The sequence below is a fragment of the Alteromonas sp. 4NH20-0104 genome, from assembly GCF_057547795.1.
Map to the genome: position 1 here is coordinate 80,431 of NZ_BAAJLP010000015.1, position 19,173 is coordinate 99,603.

The window sequence follows — 19,173 nt, forward strand, 5'->3', positions numbered from 1 at the left end:
ATTGTATTAAAGCCAATTGCAACCAGCGGCCAATCAAACGTTATCAAGTCCACATGACAACGCCGTAGCGATTAACCAGTTGGTATCAGTGAAACAAGCTACCGGCAATTTCGTTGTTATGCGTATTATCGGTGGGCTTGTGTTGAAGCTTATTATGTTAAGCGGTTTGTTTCGCCAGTTGCTGTTTAAAGTCTTTGCGATACTGACTGGGCGTTTTATTAAAACGTTTTTTAAACAAAGTGTTGTACACCGATTTACTATTAAAACCGGCATCATAAAACACGTCAGTAATACTTTTATCAAACTGCTCCGGATCCTCCAGCAGGCGCTTTGCCTCCAGGATCCGGTAGTTATTAATAAACTCGTAGAAATTGACTTCGTAATAACGGTTGATGGTGTTGGAAAGCTCTTTGACCGGAATATCCAGCTTTTCGGCCAGCCGTTCAAAGGATAAATTTTGATTGAGATAGGGCTGTTCCGCTTTCATGGTTGCCTCCAGCTTTTCCACAATCGCCATGTTGACCGGCTCTTTTTCTGCCGGTTTAGGCTTGATGGTCCCGGCACTTAAAAAGTGCGAAGCCGCCATAAACAATACCGCATTGATCAGGGCAAACTGCATGTAGTAGGAAGCAAGCCCTACATACTCAACAATGTCGTAATTAGGTAAAACGTAGAGCGAGTGATACACCTTCAGCATACTTAACAGCATTTCCCAAATCAGAATACCGGTAAAGGCCATCAATACTTTGGGCAGCCATTGGGGCACGTTGAATTTTTGAGTGACCTGCGGTTCGGCCTTGTGTAAATAATAAACTGACAGACCAGCAAAAACGACCCGGGTCATTTTGGCGATAAAATCGACCAGCACATAATTAAAATCAGCGAAGGTGTAGTCTTTTATCAGGGCGTATTTTTGCTCAAAGGACAACGCGTAGAAATGAAAATAAATAAACACGGCAAACATTAGCACCGGCGCGGCCAGCGCCGCATGCCAGCGCTGCCACCGGAAATGATTGCGGGAAATCGCGCCAATAAACAAAAACAACAGCGGGCCGTCCAGCCAGTAAGTAAAATCGAGTATGAAGAAAAAGTTAGGGGAGGCTTCCAGCACCCAGTAACGGAACGTACTGCCCCACAACACCAGCTCATTCAGGGCGATCCCGGCATGCACAGCAAAAAACGCAATCAGCAGGGTAGTGGGTATACTTTGTTTAGGACGATTAAAGCCAATATAAACAGACACAGCCAGGCATTCAAAAGCAATTAGCAGCAACACTAAGTCATGTAGATTGAACAGGGTTTTATCCATTCTGTGCAGCGCCCGAAGCTTGTTATTATTGTGTTAAGAGATCGGAATATTATCGACTCTCCCTGCTGAAATCAAACACAGAAAACAGCCAAAATCGCCGAGACGAACGTTCGCCTAAGCGCTAACTGCGCTATTGTGGCATAACCGGCTCTAACCAAAGGCACTTTCAACGCCCGCACCCAACACCAAAAAGTTCATAATATTCATAGCATTACCAGTTCTCCCCAAAAAAGAACGTTCGAGTTACGCCAACCGCTCCCCTGTAAACGACTTCCCGTGCGCGACCCCCTACACTGCTTAGCCTCTTTTAACGCTGTGAGCGCAGCATCCACATTTAAATGATAAAACTTAAGGAGCATATTTTGGCAACAGCATCGCTTACACAAGGTGTTATCGCCGCGAGCCTGATACTGGTAATATCGGCTTGTTCGCCGTCTTCCTCACCTCCGGAGAATCCCTCTGTAGGGATTCTTCATCCGCACAAGTGGCCAAAAGTTACCAGCCCGGTTAGCCAGGATCCGCACACCGAAGCGCAAATCAATACCTTGCTCACTACCATGACCATTGAGCAAAAAGTGGCGCAGATGATACAACCAGAGATCCGCGACTTTACCGTAGCTGAGATGCGCGAGTATGGGTTTGGCTCCTACCTGAATGGCGGCGGCGCATTTCCTAATAATGACAAGTACGCCAGCATGGAAGACTGGGTGACATTAGCCGATAAGATGTATGCGGCTTCGGTAGACGACACGCTCGATGGCAGTACCATTCCCACCATGTGGGGAACAGACGCGGTTCACGGCCACAATAACGTAATTGGCGCGACCATTTTTCCGCACAATATTGGCCTTGGCGCCATGCATGATGCTGAACTGATGGAACAAATCGGTGCTGCTACCGCAACCGCAGTGCGCGTAACCGGCATTGACTGGCTGTTTGCGCCCACCGTGGCGGTTGTTCGCGACGACCGCTGGGGGCGCACCTATGAGGGCTACTCAGAAGATCCGGCCTTAGTACGTGACTATGCCTCTGCTATGGTCCGAGGTATTCAGGGCGTGCCCGGCGAGAGCTTTTTAAATGATCACAAGGCGATTGCTACCGCAAAGCATTTTCTCGGTGACGGTGGCACTCAGCACGGCATTGATCAGGGCAACAACCTTGCTTCGGAACAGGCGCTCATCAACATCCACGCTCAGGGTTATATAGCCGCCATCGAAGCGGGCGTACAAACCATTATGGCGTCGTTCAACAGTTGGCACGGCACTAAGATGCATGGCAACCAGACCATGCTCACTGATATATTGAAAAACCAGATGGGATTCGATGGCTTAGTGGTTGGCGACTGGGATGGTCACGGCCAGGTTCCCGGTTGCAGTAACAGTAGTTGTGCACAGGCAATTAACGCCGGAGTAGACATCATCATGGTTCCCACCAACTGGCAAGCCATGTTTCACAATACCGTGGCCCAGGTGAACAGCGGTGAAATTAGCATGAGCCGTCTCGACGATGCGGTTCGACGCATATTACGGGTGAAGTTTCGCGCGGGTTTATTTGATGGTGTCGCACCGAAAGCCCGCGGTCTGGCCGGTAAACAAGCACTGATCGGCAGTGATACACATCGTAAGATTGCCCGTGAGGCAGTGCGCAAATCACTGGTATTACTCAAAAACCATCAACAATTACTGCCTCTTGCTCCGGCTCAGCACGTGCTGGTTGCCGGGTCAGGCGCCAACAACATTGGTAAACAATCCGGTGGCTGGACGATTACATGGCAAGGCACCGGCAATGAAAACGCTGATTTTCCGGGTGGCAGTTCAATATTCGACGGTATTCAGGCTCAGGTTGAGAAGGCCGGCGGCCGCGCCGAGTTGGCACCTGACGGTACCTTTCAGCAAGCACCCGATGTGGCTATTGTGGTCTTTGGCGAAAACCCTTATGCGGAAGGTGCCGGCGACATTGAAAGTATTGAATACCAACGCGGTAATAAGCGCGACCTGGCATTACTCAAACGCCTTAAAGCGCAGGGGATCCCGGTAGTTTCAGTATTTTTAACCGGCCGCCCGTTATGGGTTAATGCCGAATTAAATGCTTCTGATGCCTTTGTAGTGGCCTGGCTACCCGGCTCAGAAGGCAGTGGAGTTGCCGATGTGTTATTTACAGATAACAAAGGCAATATGCAGCATGACTTTACCGGCAGACTTTCCTACTCGTGGCCAGCGCTGGACGATCAGGGGGTGTTAAATAAAGGCGATAAGCACTACGCTCCCTTATTTGAATACGGTTTTGGCCTGTCTTACGGTGATAGAAGTACGGTCAGTCTGACCCTAAACGAAGTGGCCGCCAACCCTCTGGTGAAAGACTACAGCCAACCAATGGCACTCTTTCGCACCGTTGCACAAGCTGATCTGGCATTCTTTTTAGGCGATAAGGCGAGCTGGGCTGTACCGGTTGCCACCAGCGTGGTTACCACTCAGGGTTCTGATAATCTGACGCTCAGAACCGAAAATATGGCGGTTCAGGAAGATGCCCGCGAACTGACCTGGCAGGGGAATAGTCTTGCCCGGGCTTATCTGGGATGGAGTGAACCAAAAACCCTTGCCGAGTACCTTGCAAGCCACAGCGCGCTGACGCTTGATATTAAGGTATCACAGGCTCCCGATAGTTCTGTGGCCCTTGGCATGCTTTGTGGTGATAACTGTCGCGGCAGTGTGGATATTCAATCGACGCTGACAGGCCTTACTAGCAATGAATGGCATGAGCTATCGGTTGATTTACAGTGCCTGGTGAATGCTGGCGCCGAGTTAACCAATATCACCGCACCGTTTATGCTGGAGTCTGCAGGTGCAGTTAAGCTGTCGGTAGCCAATGTCAGGCTACAGCCCGAAGCGGCAACGTCTGCCACGATTCACTGTCAGTAAGCCTCTTTTCACAGGTTGCCGGATTACCGGTAACCTGGCATGCAAACTGCCCGCGAATATTCCCCTTTCTTTAACATTGTTATCGCAACCGCGCCCACTCGCTGTCAATATCCCACTGATTCAAGCCTCTGCTTGCCCAGGCAATCCACTTTCAGGCCACTTTACCCTGCCACCTTCAAATAAGTATAACTCTTTTAATATCAACAGATTGAAAAGTTCAGAACGTTCGCATCGAGAATCAGAACGTTCGTATTTACGGATCCAGAGTGATTAAAACGACATCCGCTCAGCCCGGCGTTAGGCTTCGCCATACTTTTCAAAGATGTTAATGAAAAGTTGAGCAGTTGCATACAACACGAGCACAACAACCAAGCTAGCGCAAGGGAGAAAATAATGAAAACTCGCCCCTTTACCAAAAGCCAGGTCGCCCTATCGGTGTCGCTGGTATTAAGTTCGGCGATGATCTCTACCACTCAGGCACAACAACAAACCACTGACGATACCGTTGAAATAATCGAGGTCAGTGGTATCCGCGGCAGTATGATCCGCGCTATGGATATTAAACGGTCTGGTGATGGGGTTGTCGAAGCTATTTCGGCTGAAGATATTGGTAAGTTTCCGGATACTAACTTAGCTGAGTCCTTACAACGGATCACCGGTGTATCCATCGACCGTTCAGACGGCGAGGGTAGTCGCGTGACCATCCGCGGCTTTGGCGCCGACAGAAACCTGGTACTGCTAAATGGCCGCCAGATGCCAACACCTACCCGCTCCTTTGACTTTGCCGACCTCGCCTCGGAAGGCGTCAGTGCGGTAGAAGTCTATAAAACCGGGCGTGCCTCCATCGCTACCGGCGGCCTGGGCGGCACCATCAATATTATTACTCCGCGACCGTTGGCTACCCCTGGTCGCCAGGCCAGTATTGGCTTTAAGGCCGTCAACGATGACTCAACCCAACGCGGCGACACCTGGACGCCAGAACTTTCGGGCCTTTATTCAGAGACTTTCCTGGATGATAAGTTTGGCGTGTCGTTAACCGGCAGTTACCAAAAACGCGATAGCGGTAACAGCAATGCTTCGGTAGGGGCTGGCTGGCGTTCGTTTATTGCCGGTCAGGATGAAGGCGGCTGGGGAAATCTGCCCGCCGAAGATCCGGATAATTCCTATTTAAACAAGCCCGCCGACGGGGTGACGTATGCGGTCCCACAAAACCTGGTTTATCAGTTTAACGAAGCTTACCGAACCCGTATCAATGGCCAGCTAACCCTGGAATATCAGGCCACCGACAAACTCAAAGCCCGGCTGGACTATACCTACTCAGAGCGCAGTATCGACCGTGAACTAACCGACATGTCGACCTGGTTCTCGTTCAATTATAACAACGCCACCATGGTGTGGTCGGAACCCAATAGCGAAGGGGTGGCTTATCCTATCCAGTATCAGGATACCGATAACTACAGTGACGACGTGCAGCGCGGTGAAGGCATCGGTATTAACTCCGGTCGTGGTTTCTCGGCCACCAAAAATACCAACAACTCCCTTGGTCTGAACCTTCAATACCAGCTCAGCGACAATCTGTTCCTGGAATTCGACTACCATACAGCTTCAGCCAGGCACGAACCTAACAGCCCCTATGGCAGCTGGGGCTCACTGGCGATGATCTCCAACAACCGTATTCGTACTACCGTGGATTTCTCGCAAGTCCTGCCTGTTCTTAGTATTGAGTACCCGGAAGGGGTAGACGGTTTTGAGCCAGCCGATATGATTGGTGCCGGCAGTAACTTTGGTAATAACCATGAGCGTACTGATTTGGAACAATTCCAGGCTAGCGGTACCTATACCTTTGACACCGGCTTTATTGAAAGTATCGATTTCGGGATTGCCCGTACCGAAGCCAATAACCACTCCAAATATGCCAGCGCCACGCGGGGTACCTGGAGCGGTGTTGGTGAGCCGGAAGACTGGCAAGACAGCTGGTTTACCCAGCGTTCACTGTCTGCCATGTTCGACAACATTCCCGGTCATAGTGATCCGGATCTTGAACCGTATTTTATCGACTGGGATTTCGTCCAGATAGCCGACTTCACGGCGGCAAATTTCTACAATGAAAACGCCGTAGAATGGCCTTGCGGACCGCGCTTCTGTGGCGGCACCAACTATACTACCGACCGCTACACCGACGAAGAAATGACCTCGGCCTATGTCCAGGCAAACCTGGTATTTGATATTGGCGATATGCCAGCCAACATTGTTACTGGCTTACGCTACGAGAAAACCGATACCCATGCCTCAGCACTGGTGCCCAGTTACGACGGCATTTCCTGGAGCAGTACGAATGAACTGGTTTTACAGCCTACCGGCGACTCGGTATTTACCGACGAATACGGCGACTACGACAATTTGTTGCCAAGCATCGACTTTAAGGTTGAGCTGACCGACGATATTGTTGCCCGCGCTTCCTACAGCAAAACCATTTCTCGACCCAGCTACGGTGATATGCAGGGCGGTAAGACCCTGGGCGGCCAGATCACAACCATTCAGGGTTCCGGCTCACGGGGTAACCCGGCCTTATTGCCACTGGAGTCAACCAACTACGACCTGTCGCTTGAGTGGTACTACGAAGAAGCAAGTTATGCGGCCATTGGCTGGTTTAACAAAGACGTAGAAAACTTTGTAGGTCGACGCACCATCACCGAAACGGCCTTTGGCCTGCGTAACCCGGCCCAGGGCCCAAGAGCAGATGCTGCGCGCGCTGCAGGCTTTACCGGTAACGGCGAAATTCGTCAGTACATTCTGGACAACTACCTGGACAGCGATCCCAACGTCTATCTTAACGAGCATGGCGATGTGGTAATTGATGCCAGCCCGGAAGACGAACTGGCTCAGTTCGAGATCACCATTCCCTACAACCAGCGAGATAACAACGTGCATGGCTGGGAGTTGGCGGTTCAGCATATGTTCTGGGATTCCGGTTTTGGCGTAAACGTGAACGGCACCCTGGTAGACGGTGATTTGTATTACGACAACGCCTCGCTGGAGCCGCAGTACGCGCTAACCGGTTTATCTGACTCCGCCAACTTTATCGCCTTCTATGAGAACGATGAGTTATCGGTACGGATTGCCTACAACTGGCGCGACAAGTTTCTGGCCTGGATTGGTGATGGCTCCGGCGACAACCCGGTTTACACCGAAGCCTATGGTCAGTGGGATGTCAACGTCAGTTATAACGTAACCGAAAACCTGGCGGTGTTCGCCGAAGGCATTAATCTGACCAATGAGTATCAGCGTCAGCATGGTCGGCACGAGCAAATGCTGATTAACTTAAGGCAGTCTTCGCCGCGGTATAACCTGGGTATGCGTTATACATTTTAAGCCGTAATCATTACCCGTAGCTACACCTTGAGTAACTCGCGTTTTATGCTTTTTACGCGTCTTACTCCTGGTGTGGTTTTTTCGGTATAGTGTCTTATCAATAACAACAAGGAGCATATATGGCTAACCCGGTCGCTCTGAATAATATTGCCCACAAAGATTTACGGATTATCCGTCAGCACACGCCGGCGCTCAATGAATCGCTCATGATCACACTGGCGCTGCCTTTTGAGTTTCGCCGTCTGCAGCACGAATATCCCATCGTGTTCTATAAGGATGAACAAAAACAAACGTTTCATGCCGTGGCACTGCTCGGCCTTGAACAGAACGAAAACCTGTATCTCACCGAAGCAGGTTGGGATGCCAACTATATACCTTTGATGATCGAGCGCCAGCCATTTTTAATTGGCATGCGCGGCCCGAGTGAACAGCGCGAGTCACAGCCGGTACTGCTGGTTGACCTTGATAGTCCGAAGGTTAGTGAGGTCCAAGGAGAACCATTATTCTTACCCCATGGCGGTCACAGCGAGTATTTACAGCAGGTTACCGATATATTGAACGCCATTCGCGAACGGGAAGCAGAAACTGCGGCTTTTCACCGAGCATTGATTGAGCATGATTTGTTGGAGAGCTTCTTTCTGGATGTCAGCCTGGATGGCGCAGATAAGCACCGCCTCGCTGGCTACTACACCATTAATGAAGATAAACTGCGCGAGCTAGACGATAGCGTAGTACTTCAACTGCATAAAAGCGGCATATTACAGCTGATCCATTTTGTGCTTGCCAGCCAGTCTAATTTCGCGGGTTTAATTGAACGCAAAAGAGTACAAGCCGGTGTCGGTAGTTGATTCAGCACGTCGCTGTCGAAGCGTTACTCTAGCGCCCGGCAGCGATCTGCCTGACTGGCTGTTAACCAGTCAGCAACCGGTCAGGCTCAGCGGATATATCAGTCATTGGCAGGCAGTGCAGCACGGCAAGTACAGTGCAGATCGCCTTTGCCAGCACCTGCTTGAACATTACAGCGGTGAACCCCTGGGCTTTTTCTTCGGCGCCCCCGACATTAACGGGCGCTTTTTTTACAATGAGGATATGAGCGGCTTTAATTTTGAGAAGGTAGCCGCCGACCTGGGCCTGATTTTGCGCAAGTTACTCGATACCCAAACGATGACTGCGCCCCCCTCTATTTTTATCGGGGGTACCCATTTACAGCAGTACCTGCCTGGCTTTGAAACGCAAAACCCCAGGGTACCAGTGCCCCACGAGCAACCGCGAAATGGCTTATGGGTAGGTAACAAGACCCGCGTAGCCATTCATCAGGACCTGCCCCTGAACATCGCTTGCTGCGTAGCAGGTCGTCGTCGCTTTACGCTGTTTCCACCGGATCAGACACCCAATCTTTATATCGGCCCGCTCGAGAACACCCCCTCCGGCCAGCCGGTCAGTCTGGTAGATTTGCACGCTATTGATGAACAACGCTTTCCGCGCTTTCGCCAGGCAATGGACCACATGCAGATTGCCGAGCTGGAAGCAGGTGATGCGCTGTTTATTCCCAGTATGTGGTGGCACGAGGTAGAAGCTCTTGCTCCTTTTAACATGTTGGTCAACTACTGGTGGCGCACCACACCTGACTTTATGGATGCGCCCATCAATGCGCTGCAACATGCTTTATTGAGCATTGCCGGACTCCCGCCCGAGGAAAAACAAATCTGGCAGGATATGTTTAATCACTACGTTTTTAATCAACATGGTACGCAGCACGACCATATTCCCGAACAGGCCAGAGGCATTCTGAGCCAGCCCGGTGAAGAGACTGCCCGTCGTTTGCGCAGCCTGTTACTACAAGCACTAAACCGATGACAGACACGCCTGATAGAATACAACGAATCGTCATTGCCGGTGGCGGTACCGCCGGCTGGATGACCGCCGCGGCCCTGAGCCAGACACTGGGCAAGCAACTCAATATTACTCTGGTGGAATCCGATGCTATCGGTACAGTAGGAGTGGGTGAAGCCACCATTCCCACACTACAGTATTTTCATCGCCTGCTTGGTATTGACGAGCAGGAGTTCATGGCCGCCACCCAGGCGACCTTTAAACTCGGCATCGAATTTGTGAACTGGCGTCACACGGGCCATAAGTATATCCATGCTTTTGGCCACACAGGGCAGGACTGCTGGGCCTGCGGATTCCAGCATTTCTGGCTCAAAGGCCAGCAACTTGGCATCGCTCATGACTACGGCGACTACTGCCCGGAGCATCAGGCTGCGGCGGCTGAACGCTTCGCTCATACCCAACCCAGTAATCTGAATTATGCCTACCACCTGGATGCCGGCAATTACGCACGCTACCTGCGCCATTTCAGTGAACAACGTGGTGTAAAACGTATCGAAGGCACCATTAGCGATGTAGCTATCAACCCGGGCACCGGCAACATAGACTCTCTCACACTCAGCCAGGGTGAAATTGTTCGTGGCGACTTATTTATCGACTGTACCGGCTTTCGCGGACGCCTGATAGAGCAGGCGCTGCATACCGGTTTTGAGGATTGGTCGCACTGGCTGCCCTGCGATCGTGCCATAGCAGTGCAATCTGAACATAGTCATCAGCCGCTTCCTTATACTCGTTCAATCGCGCAACCTCATGGCTGGCAATGGCAAATCCCGCTTACGGGTCGCCAGGGCAATGGTGTCGTTTATGCGAGTAATACCATCAGCGATGCTGATGCCGAGGACCAATTACTTTCCGGTTTACAGGCAGCGCCCCTCACCGAGCCGAAAAGGATTTCATTCAGAACCGGCAAGCGGCGCAAGCAATGGCATAAAAACTGTGTAGCTATCGGGTTGTCATCGGGTTTCCTGGAACCGCTGGAGTCCACCAGCATCCATCTGATCTCTTCAGCGATTTTACGTTTGCTGGACTTTTTTCCGCTAAACGGCATAAAGCGCAGCGAAATCCATGAGTTCAACAAGCAGGCAGAGCTGGAACTGATTGGCATCCGCGACTTCGTGATCCTCCATTACAAGGTCACCCAACGTCGGGACAGCCCATTGTGGCAATACTGTCAGCAGATGACAGTGCCCGACACATTGCAGGAAAAACTCGAACTGTTTGCGCAAACCGGCCGGGTACTCAAAGAACGTAACGAGCTTTTTGAAGACTCCTGGCAGCAGGTAATGCTCGGGCAAGGTTTGCAGCCAGAGGCCTACCATCCCATTGTGAACAATATGAGTGACGATGAACTGAGCCGGTTTCTGACCCAGATCCGCCAGCAGATTGCCAACAGGGTTGCGCAATTACCTCACCATCTGGACTATTTACGCCATTATGTAAATCGGTAAGCGCCGCTTAAGTGATATTAAGCCGCCCGGCCCTATGGCCGGGCTTTTTTATGCCCAAGCCAGTGAAAACATACGTTCTGACGCTTATTCGAACGTTCTGATTGGCGTTTTCGCGCTGACTCGGAATCGTCTTAAGCCAAAATTTGGTTAACTGATTGTTGCAAACTTGTTGGTTCACGCGCACCGACAAACCCTTGGAGCAACTCGGAGAAAACCGGTGAAAATAACAGATAACAAAAATAAGTTTACGCTGACAAAACTGGCTCAACTTATTGCCTTGAGTGGTCTGGCACTCAATATGGCCGGCTGCGGCCTCGATGAAGCAAGCGACGCCAATAGTAATAACGGCGAAACCGTTTATGACTTTGCCCCGCCAGAGCCTAAAGCTGGTGACGAGCAATACAGCATGCTCAAGCAGGACCGCGAGCGCTGGATGAACGAACAAGGCGAAATCGTCTCGCTGCGCGGCGTTAACCTGGGCAACTGGCTGATGCTGGAAATGTGGATGCTCAACAATGGTGACAATCCGGTTGGCGAGGGCATTGTCGATCAGTGTACCTTTGAAGGCACACTGGAAGAGCGTTTCGGCGCCGACGAGCGCGCGCGCCTGATGGACGTTTATCGCGACAACTTTATTACCGAGCGTGACTGGGACATTCTTCAGGACGCCGAATTCAATCTTATTCGCCTGCCTTTCCCCTATCAGCTGATTGAAGACGACGCTAACCCTATGACATTGCGAGATGACGCCTGGCAATATCTCGACTACGCGATTGAAGAGGCCAAAGCCCGTAATATGTGGGTGGTACTCGACTTACATGGTGCCGCCGGCGCGCAAGGCTGGGAACATCACAGCGGCTGCGAAGGTAAAAACGAATATTGGGAAGGCGATAACGTTGCCGAAAACCAGGAGCGTACCCGCTGGTTATGGCAGCAGATTGCCGGGCGCTACAAAGATGAGCCCGCCGTAGCCGGCTATGGGGTGCTAAATGAACCCTGGGGCACCGATGCTGAAACCCTGGCCGAAAACGTCACCGGCCTGTATCACGCCATCCGCGAAGTGGATCAGGAGCACATTGTTATCCTGCCGGGGCACAACAGTGGTATTGATGCCTATGGCGATCCGGACGAAGCGGGCATGACCAATGTGGCTTTTGAGATGCACTTTTATCCGGGCATCTTTGGCTGGGGCGAAATTGGCTACGATGTTCATCGTGAATGGTTAACCTGTGGCCAGAATGGCACCACCGGAGTCTGTGAATGGGACGAACGCATCCGCGAACTGGACACGCCATTCCTAATTGGTGAAATGCAGCCCTGGACAGGCCTTGGCGAACAAGGCGGTCCGATTACCCGGGCTACATTTGACCGCTACAATGAACTTAGCTGGGCGGCTACTGCGTGGTCGTACAAAGTACTGACCACTAACGGCGGCCAGGGCAATGGCACCTGGGGTTATGTCACCAATAAAGGGGAGCGCCTGCTGGCTAAGGCCAGTACCTGGAGCTGCGCTGGCTGGGACAGCCCATTAGCCGAAGCGTGTGAAAATCCTACTAAAGTTGTTACGCCTACCGAAGATGATCAGACTTTCTACCTTATTGTAAAGTCTGGATCACTGGGTGGTGTACAGGATATTCGGATAGACGACCTACAGTTTACAGCCCAGTCGAGCGGCGAAAACATTCTGCAAAACAGTACCTTTGATACCGCGAGCAACTGGATTGAATGGAGCGCCACCAACAGCTCTGCGGCCGATGATAACCTTATCGCTGATGTCGGTTACGCCGATGGCGACGAAAATATCCTGCGTATCAGCGCCCAGAATGGCTTTGCCAACGGCGGGGTTTATCAGGAAGTGCAGCTCACCGGCGGCGAGTCTTACCTTCTCTCTGGTAGCTTCCGCGACGCAGGTTCTGCCGATACCTGGGCGGAGTTCTATTTGCTACCTGCATCACCTCAGAACGGTCAGGATGTCAGCGGCGCAGCGATGGCTGGCATCGATCTGAATAATGCGTCGATTGAAGAGATAGAAGCCTATTTCGCCAACATGTCGGCCATCGAATATGAGGTCAACGAAAGCGTGTATGAGGCACTGAGTGCTGATCAACCTGCCGATATATTCAACTTTCCAGACGCGCCACAAAACCTGACGCTGGAAAATACTGCAGAAGGCATGAGCCTGGTCTGGATGGGCGTGGCCAATGCTACCTATAACGTGTACCGCACCACATCATCGGGCAGTAACTATCAGCTGCTAGCCGCAGAGATGGACAGCGAAATATACCTCGATACCACAACGGCCGAGGGCGTCACCTACTTCTATATCGTCACTGCCAACAACGGTGAGGAAAGCTATGCCTCAAACGAGGTGGCAACAGAGATTTTCTACGCCACCATTCCGGGTCGCATTGAGGCCGAGCACTTCAGCGGACAGTCGGGCTTCCAGGTTGAGGATACGCAGGACGAGGGCGGCGGCCAGAACCTGGGTTATACCGATCCGGGCGATACGCTGACCTACAACGTAGAAGTCGCCGAAGCCGGTGATTATACCCTGACCCTGCGAATTGCCAGCTCTGGCGGCTCAGAAGGGATCAGTTTCGCCATGAACGGCGCCAGTGTTGGCAGCATCGCGGTGCCGGATACCGGTGACTGGCAGAACTGGCAAACCATCTCCACTACGGTGACATTGCAAGCCGGTGAACAGGAACTCCTGCTGACCGCACTGGGCGGTGCCTGGAATCTGAACTGGATGGAGTTTACTAAAAACTAAAAAAGTGTGTTGACCCAACCTTTGCCAGCAAACCTTTGTTTGCTGGCTTTTTTATTCATCTGGTGGTCGGCCTTTCGCTTTCACCGCCATATTTATTATCCGAGATACCATCACCATGACGCTACGTCTGATTACTTTTATGACTTTTTCTTTCGTACTGTTTAGCGCCACAGCGAAAGTGAATGAACTACCACAAGCCTGGACTTCCACAGAGCTTCACCCCAATGATAAACGCTGGTATTCAGCCCCCTGGCCGGAGTCTGACATCAGCTACCGATTAACCCCGCTCACCGTCGCAGCTTCAGCGACAGCCGCTGAAAATGCTATCGTGATAAACCCGACCGAGCGTTTTCAGCGCATTATCGGTTTAGGCGCTTCGCTTGAGCATTCCACAGTCTATGCCATCCGCAAAAATAAAGACCGCCAGCAACAGCGGGCCTTATTGGATGCCCTGATCGATCCGGTTAACGGCATCGGTATGAACCTGTTTCGCATTAGCATAGGTACCTCTGATTTTTCTGACGGCACTTACGCCCGCACGCCCACTGATAATGACATGGGCTGGTACAGCTTTCAGGATACCCCCGACAGTGCATTCAGCATTCAGCGCAATATTGAACTGGGTATTGTAGATACCTTACAAATGGCCCTTGAAGCCGGCCGGCAAAGCAATAACCCGGTGCGCTATGTAGCCAGCCCCTGGAGCCCTCCGCGCTGGATGCGCGAGCACAACAATATGGTGCAGGGTGGCACGCTAAAGCGTAAGTATTACAAGGCCTACGCAGCGTATTTACGCGACTTTATTGAAGCTTATGCCGGACAAGGCATACCGGTTTACGCTCTCACACTTCAAAATGAGCGACAGTTTGAACCGCCAGCTTATCCAGGCATGGTAATGAGTTGGCAACAAGAGCGCGATTTACTGATAGCGGTGTACGAGAACTTTCACAACATTGGTGGTCATTTTGGTAACGAGCTTAATGTAAAACTGTGGACGCTGGATCATAACTTCAACTACTGGCAACAGGCCGTTGCGCAGATTGATTCACTCAAGCAGATGGATAAAGCCCATTACCTGGATGGTACGGCTTTTCATCACTATGCCGGCGACTCCTCTGCCATGGCAAAAGTGCACCATGCTCACCCGGAAAAAGACGTTATTTTTACCGAAGGCAGCGTATGGGGCGCGGGAGATAAAGACCTGAACCGGGGCTTTCAGGCCGTGATCCGCCATCTTCGGCACTGGTCTACGGCGTACCTTTCGTGGGTGACCATGTTGCCCCAGCAAGTGGATGAAGCCAACAAAGGGCCTTACAACCAACTGGGGGTCGTTGGTCCTACTATGCTAATTCAGGAAAAGGGTAGCAGCGATAACTGGTACAAGACGCCGGAATACTGGTTAATGGGGCAGTTTTCCCGCTTTATTCAACAAGGCGCCGTACGTATAGCCACAACACCCGTTAGCCTTGGCAAAATTGAAAACGTCGCATTTGAAAATCCCGACGGTTCCGTTGTCTGTGTGCTGTCCAATGCCGCCGAGACAACCCAACAGATCACTCTGGCGCTGGGTAATCAGCAATGGCAGGTAGAGGTACCGGCCAAATCAATCACAACGGTAAAATGGTAGTCATGCAAGACCCACACGACCCGACCTTAGCATTAAACCCTGATGCCCGTTGGCATGTGTTGAAAATTGGCCATGAGCAAACCCGGGTTTTACTAGTGGATAACGTGTTTGCCAGGGTGTCTGATGTGCAGCAACTCGCTGCGCGGCAAACCTTTACGCGGGAAGAAGCTACCTATTATCCCGGCGTTCGGGCGCGCTGCCCGGATGTGCTGCGTGACACTCTACTCAGCGCTTCTGCCGGTATGATTATCCAGGCGTATGGCTTGCCTCAGAACACGCGGTTCAGCGATCAGGGCTCCTGGCTTAGTCTTGCTGCCACCCCAGAGAAGGCACTGCACCCGCTGCAGTGTCTGCCTCACTTTGACTCACAGCTACCGACAGATTTTGCGGTGATGCTGTACGCCAGCAATCCGCCTTTCAGCGGAACAGGATTTTACCGTCATCGGCCCACCGGGTTCGAAAACATTACCCAATCTCGTTGGCCGGCTTTCGAACAAGCCAGAAAGGACTGGGCACACCGGATGACCAAACGCCCACAGAGTTATTTTAACCACAGTACCGACGAGTATCAGCGCCTCGGCACTATCGACTACAAACCGAATAGAATGGTGGTGTACCCAGGCACCTTGCTACATTCGGGCTTAATTGACCCAGATAAAGACCTTAGTGAGTCGCCAGAGACTGGCCGGTTGACGGTGAATGTTTTTGTGAGCGCAGAGGCAAAATCCGGCTAAACGAAAAAGACAGTTCCTTAAGCTAAATCAGCCCTAGGCTCACTCTTAACCAAAATGCGACTGTAGATAAGTTTAATTCCCTTGCCCGCATAACTTGTCGCGAATATCCATCCACGCTTTGCCAATATGATTCAGGCCTCGCTGATCACGACCAATCCCCCAAAAATAATCGTATTGGGAGGTTTCGACAATAAGCCGGTCTTCGGTGGCAAACAAGGCTTCGCGCACCTCTTCATACATTTGCACTTTAGTGTACAAAGCACGCTTCATCAGGATCGGCGCTGTGGTTTTATAATCGGCTATTTTGGCCCGATACCAGGCTTTACCATAAGCATGGGCTCTTTCGCCACTGGGCAGCGACTCAACCTTCATGGCTTGCTTCAGGTTGCGTAAGGTTTTCGCCTGGACATAATGTTCACAGGTCAGCCAGTTCTGCTCATCCAGAAAAATGGGATGCTCAGAACAGGTGGAAAGTGGGTTAGCGCGATCAAAGCGGGAAAACTGATACGCTTTCTCCATAACGAGGTTGGCAGTAAACAAAATAAGTCCGTTAGCAAAATGGCATTCTGAGCAGTATAAAGAAATATCCAGGCATTGTAATTCGATCGTAGCAATGGTCTGAAGTAGCGGTATAGCCTGCTTGCTATACCGCCTTAAGATTGCGTTATTGTACCGGCGAAAACCACCAGGACTGGGCATCAGCCCCGTTGGCCCCCGCGGTGCGAACATTGGTGCCATTAGCCGTTGCGCCATACTGAGCTTCGAGTATATCGCCGGATGCCTGCGAACTAACCCGATAGGCCCCATTGGGTAAACCTTCTATTAACCAGCGTTGATTATTGCTGCCAAAGCAGCTCCACTGATGCACATTATCGGAGCCGTTATCGGCATCAAGGCAGGCACTGCTGTGCTGACTGACCAGTTCAAAAACATTTTCGCCCACCGCTGTGGCATGCCAGCGTTGATTAGCGGCATCAAAGTTATCCCATAGATGAACATTAGCCCCGTCGGCTGCAGATACACCATCCACGTCTATCACCCGGCCACTCGCCACATTGCTGATAATATACGTACCTGCCTGCAGGCTCTGGGATGCATTAACCAGGTTAAACCAGTTTAAATTAAACCCACCATACGGGTAGGCAAGGCGCAAAGAATGATTGCCTGCGGGCAAATAAACCGAAGTCTCGATAGTGGTAAAGCTTTGCCAGCCGCCGGTTACCGGCGTCGCAAGAGAAGCCACCGAACTGCCATTTAGCTGAATATTTATCTGCCCGGCAGTGTTCAGCGAAGCCACTCGCGCTTGAAAGGTATACTGGCCAGCCGTTGCCACACTGATGTTGTATTGCGTATAGTCACCGGCGTCAATATAGCCAATATTTTGCCCGCCGTTGGCATCTGAGGTGGTTTCCAGCTCTACCCCCTGCGATTCGCAAAACCGTTCGGCTTCTATTTGGCCAGGTAAAGAAAAACGCGCAGCATTCTGGCAGGTGGAGAGTTGAGGGTCGGGTTTAACCCCCTCGTAAAACCCCTGGTGCCAGGTGTGGCTACTGTGCCCGTTACGCACATTGTTTTGCGCAAAACTGATCATGGCATCATACAAATGAGTGGGCGGGTTACCACCGTGGTTAATATAAACCTTCACCTGCTCGTAATCACTATTGGTTGGAATCGTCCAGAGCGTTCTGTCGTGCGACATCTTTTTAAAAGACCAGGGGAAATAGCCGGCCAGTTCCTGCTTTGCCCAGTTGGTAATGGCCAGTAAATTAGCCTCGTCGGTTTCGCCATACTCGCCAATAATCAAGGGAATGTTCAGGTTATTGGTGATGTTCTCACGCCCCATGGTTCCGGCCACCGGACCATAATGGTGAATTTGGTACACCAGTTTGCTGTCCCACTGATAGTTAATGCCAGTTTGTGCCTGGGTTTGTCCATTGCTCCAGTCAATTTTCGATAAGTCAGACCCCCACCAGTTGCCCTCAGCGACGATAATGTGGTTATTGTCCACTTCCCGAATGGCGTTGCGCAGGGTGATAAGGGAGGGTAACAGTTCGTATTCCCGGCCGTCCTGTGGCACGGGCTCATTGATGAGGTCGTAGCCCCACACCACGGGTTCGTCTTTGTAACGGTTAGCAATATGTCGCCAGATCGTGGCCGCTATCTGGACGTTGTTGCCATCCCAGAAAGTCACGCTGTCGCGGGGTTGGCTGGCATTGGAATTAACATTGTCGGCGTGATCCCCGGGGTTTTGATAACCGGGCGCACCGTGCATATCAAGCAACACGTACATATCGTATTTGCGACACCACTCAATCACGCGATCAAAGTACTCAAAACCGTTGTCGCGCAGTTGATTGTTCCACCAGAATAAATTGTAATTAAAGGGCACCCTGACAGAGTTAAACCCGAGGGCTTTAAGATCGGCAATAGCCTGCTCATCCACATAATTTAGTCGCCATTGATACTCGAATTCGGCAGCCCGATCAGAACTGCCCAGAGCCGAGGATAGCTCATTAAAAAATTGTGTATGAGTCCGATAATTAAAGTCACCCATCATGAGATAACCCTCCCACACCAGCCAGTTGCCTAAATTGATGCCACTCAGGAACAGTTCATTACCCTGCTCATCAACGATTTTAGTGCCATCAGTGCTAACGAAGTCTGCATAGGCAGATTGCGCTCCGGTTATGGCCAGTAACGAGGAACAGGCAACAGCCTGAGTAAATTTTGCCAGTCGGCTAAGGGGACTCAATTTGACGTTGGTTATCTTCATGGGAAGGCCTTATTGTTTGATTGTCAGTTTCTTATGAATCGCTGCACCCTCTATGGAAGGTATTCAGCAATCACAAATTAACAAACACGTAACAACAATGAGTTCTACTGCAGCCCCTTACCGCTAATTAAAACGTTCGGATTCAGGCCCGCGGGCAGTCAAACCAGGATTTATCGCCAAAAGCCAAAAAACCTAAACAACCAATACCTTTCAACAACTTAATGAAAATCACTCAACTGAAAAACGTTCGTTTGCGCAAAAGAACTTGTCAAAGCAATGGGTTAACGGTTTTATTGGTAGCGGTATAAAAGCAGCGTATCAAACAGACATTA

Annotated in this window: 11 protein-coding genes; 8 read left to right on the forward strand and 3 right to left on the reverse strand. The window is 51.2% G+C overall.

The window, feature by feature from the left end:
- Window positions 1-157: 157 nt before the first annotated feature.
- A complete protein-coding gene (locus AC27IB_RS12355) occupies window positions 158-1,309 on the reverse strand; it encodes a helix-turn-helix domain-containing protein (protein WP_487121211.1) in 1,152 nt (383 codons plus the stop codon).
- Between the two features lie 362 nt (window positions 1,310-1,671).
- Between AC27IB_RS12355 and AC27IB_RS12360 the strand changes: the two genes are divergently transcribed.
- From AC27IB_RS12360 to AC27IB_RS12395, 8 genes are all read left to right on the forward strand, one after another.
- Complete coding sequence (locus AC27IB_RS12360; RefSeq protein ID WP_487121213.1) at window positions 1,672-4,227, forward strand: glycoside hydrolase family 3 protein; 2,556 nt, start codon at window positions 1,672-1,674, stop codon at window positions 4,225-4,227.
- 393 nt (window positions 4,228-4,620) lie between these two features.
- Window positions 4,621-7,599 (forward strand): TonB-dependent receptor, encoded by a 2,979-nt coding sequence (locus tag AC27IB_RS12365; protein ID WP_487121215.1) that lies wholly within the window; start codon window positions 4,621-4,623, stop codon window positions 7,597-7,599.
- 119 nt (window positions 7,600-7,718) lie between these two features.
- Entirely contained in the window at window positions 7,719-8,447 is a 729-nt protein-coding gene (locus tag AC27IB_RS12370) for a SapC family protein (protein WP_487121217.1), read from the forward strand.
- Window positions 8,434-9,456: a cupin-like domain-containing protein gene (locus AC27IB_RS12375; RefSeq protein WP_487121219.1), complete on the forward strand. Its 1,023-nt coding sequence runs from the start codon at window positions 8,434-8,436 to the stop codon at window positions 9,454-9,456. Before AC27IB_RS12370 ends, AC27IB_RS12375 begins: the two co-directional genes overlap by 14 nt.
- Entirely contained in the window at window positions 9,453-10,937 is a 1,485-nt protein-coding gene (locus AC27IB_RS12380; protein ID WP_487121221.1) for a tryptophan halogenase family protein, read from the forward strand. Before AC27IB_RS12375 ends, AC27IB_RS12380 begins: the two co-directional genes overlap by 4 nt.
- Before the next feature lie 217 nt (window positions 10,938-11,154).
- Entirely contained in the window at window positions 11,155-13,707 is a 2,553-nt protein-coding gene (locus tag AC27IB_RS12385) for a carbohydrate-binding protein (RefSeq protein ID WP_487121223.1), read from the forward strand.
- A 115-nt stretch (window positions 13,708-13,822) separates the two neighbouring features.
- Window positions 13,823-15,334, forward strand: coding sequence for a glycoside hydrolase family 30 protein (locus AC27IB_RS12390; protein WP_296053621.1), 1,512 nt, complete (start codon window positions 13,823-13,825; stop codon window positions 15,332-15,334).
- Between the two features lie 2 nt (window positions 15,335-15,336).
- Entirely contained in the window at window positions 15,337-16,068 is a 732-nt protein-coding gene (locus tag AC27IB_RS12395) for a DUF6445 family protein (protein WP_487121225.1), read from the forward strand.
- A gap of 72 nt (window positions 16,069-16,140) precedes the next feature.
- On the opposite strand, the gene ybiA is transcribed toward AC27IB_RS12395, so the two are convergent.
- Window positions 16,141-16,608 (reverse strand): riboflavin biosynthesis intermediates N-glycosidase, encoded by a 468-nt coding sequence (gene ybiA, locus AC27IB_RS12400; protein WP_487121227.1) that lies wholly within the window; start codon window positions 16,606-16,608, stop codon window positions 16,141-16,143.
- Between the two features lie 124 nt (window positions 16,609-16,732).
- Entirely contained in the window at window positions 16,733-18,841 is a 2,109-nt protein-coding gene (locus tag AC27IB_RS12405) for an RICIN domain-containing protein (protein WP_487121229.1), read from the reverse strand.
- Window positions 18,842-19,173 lie beyond the last annotated feature (332 nt).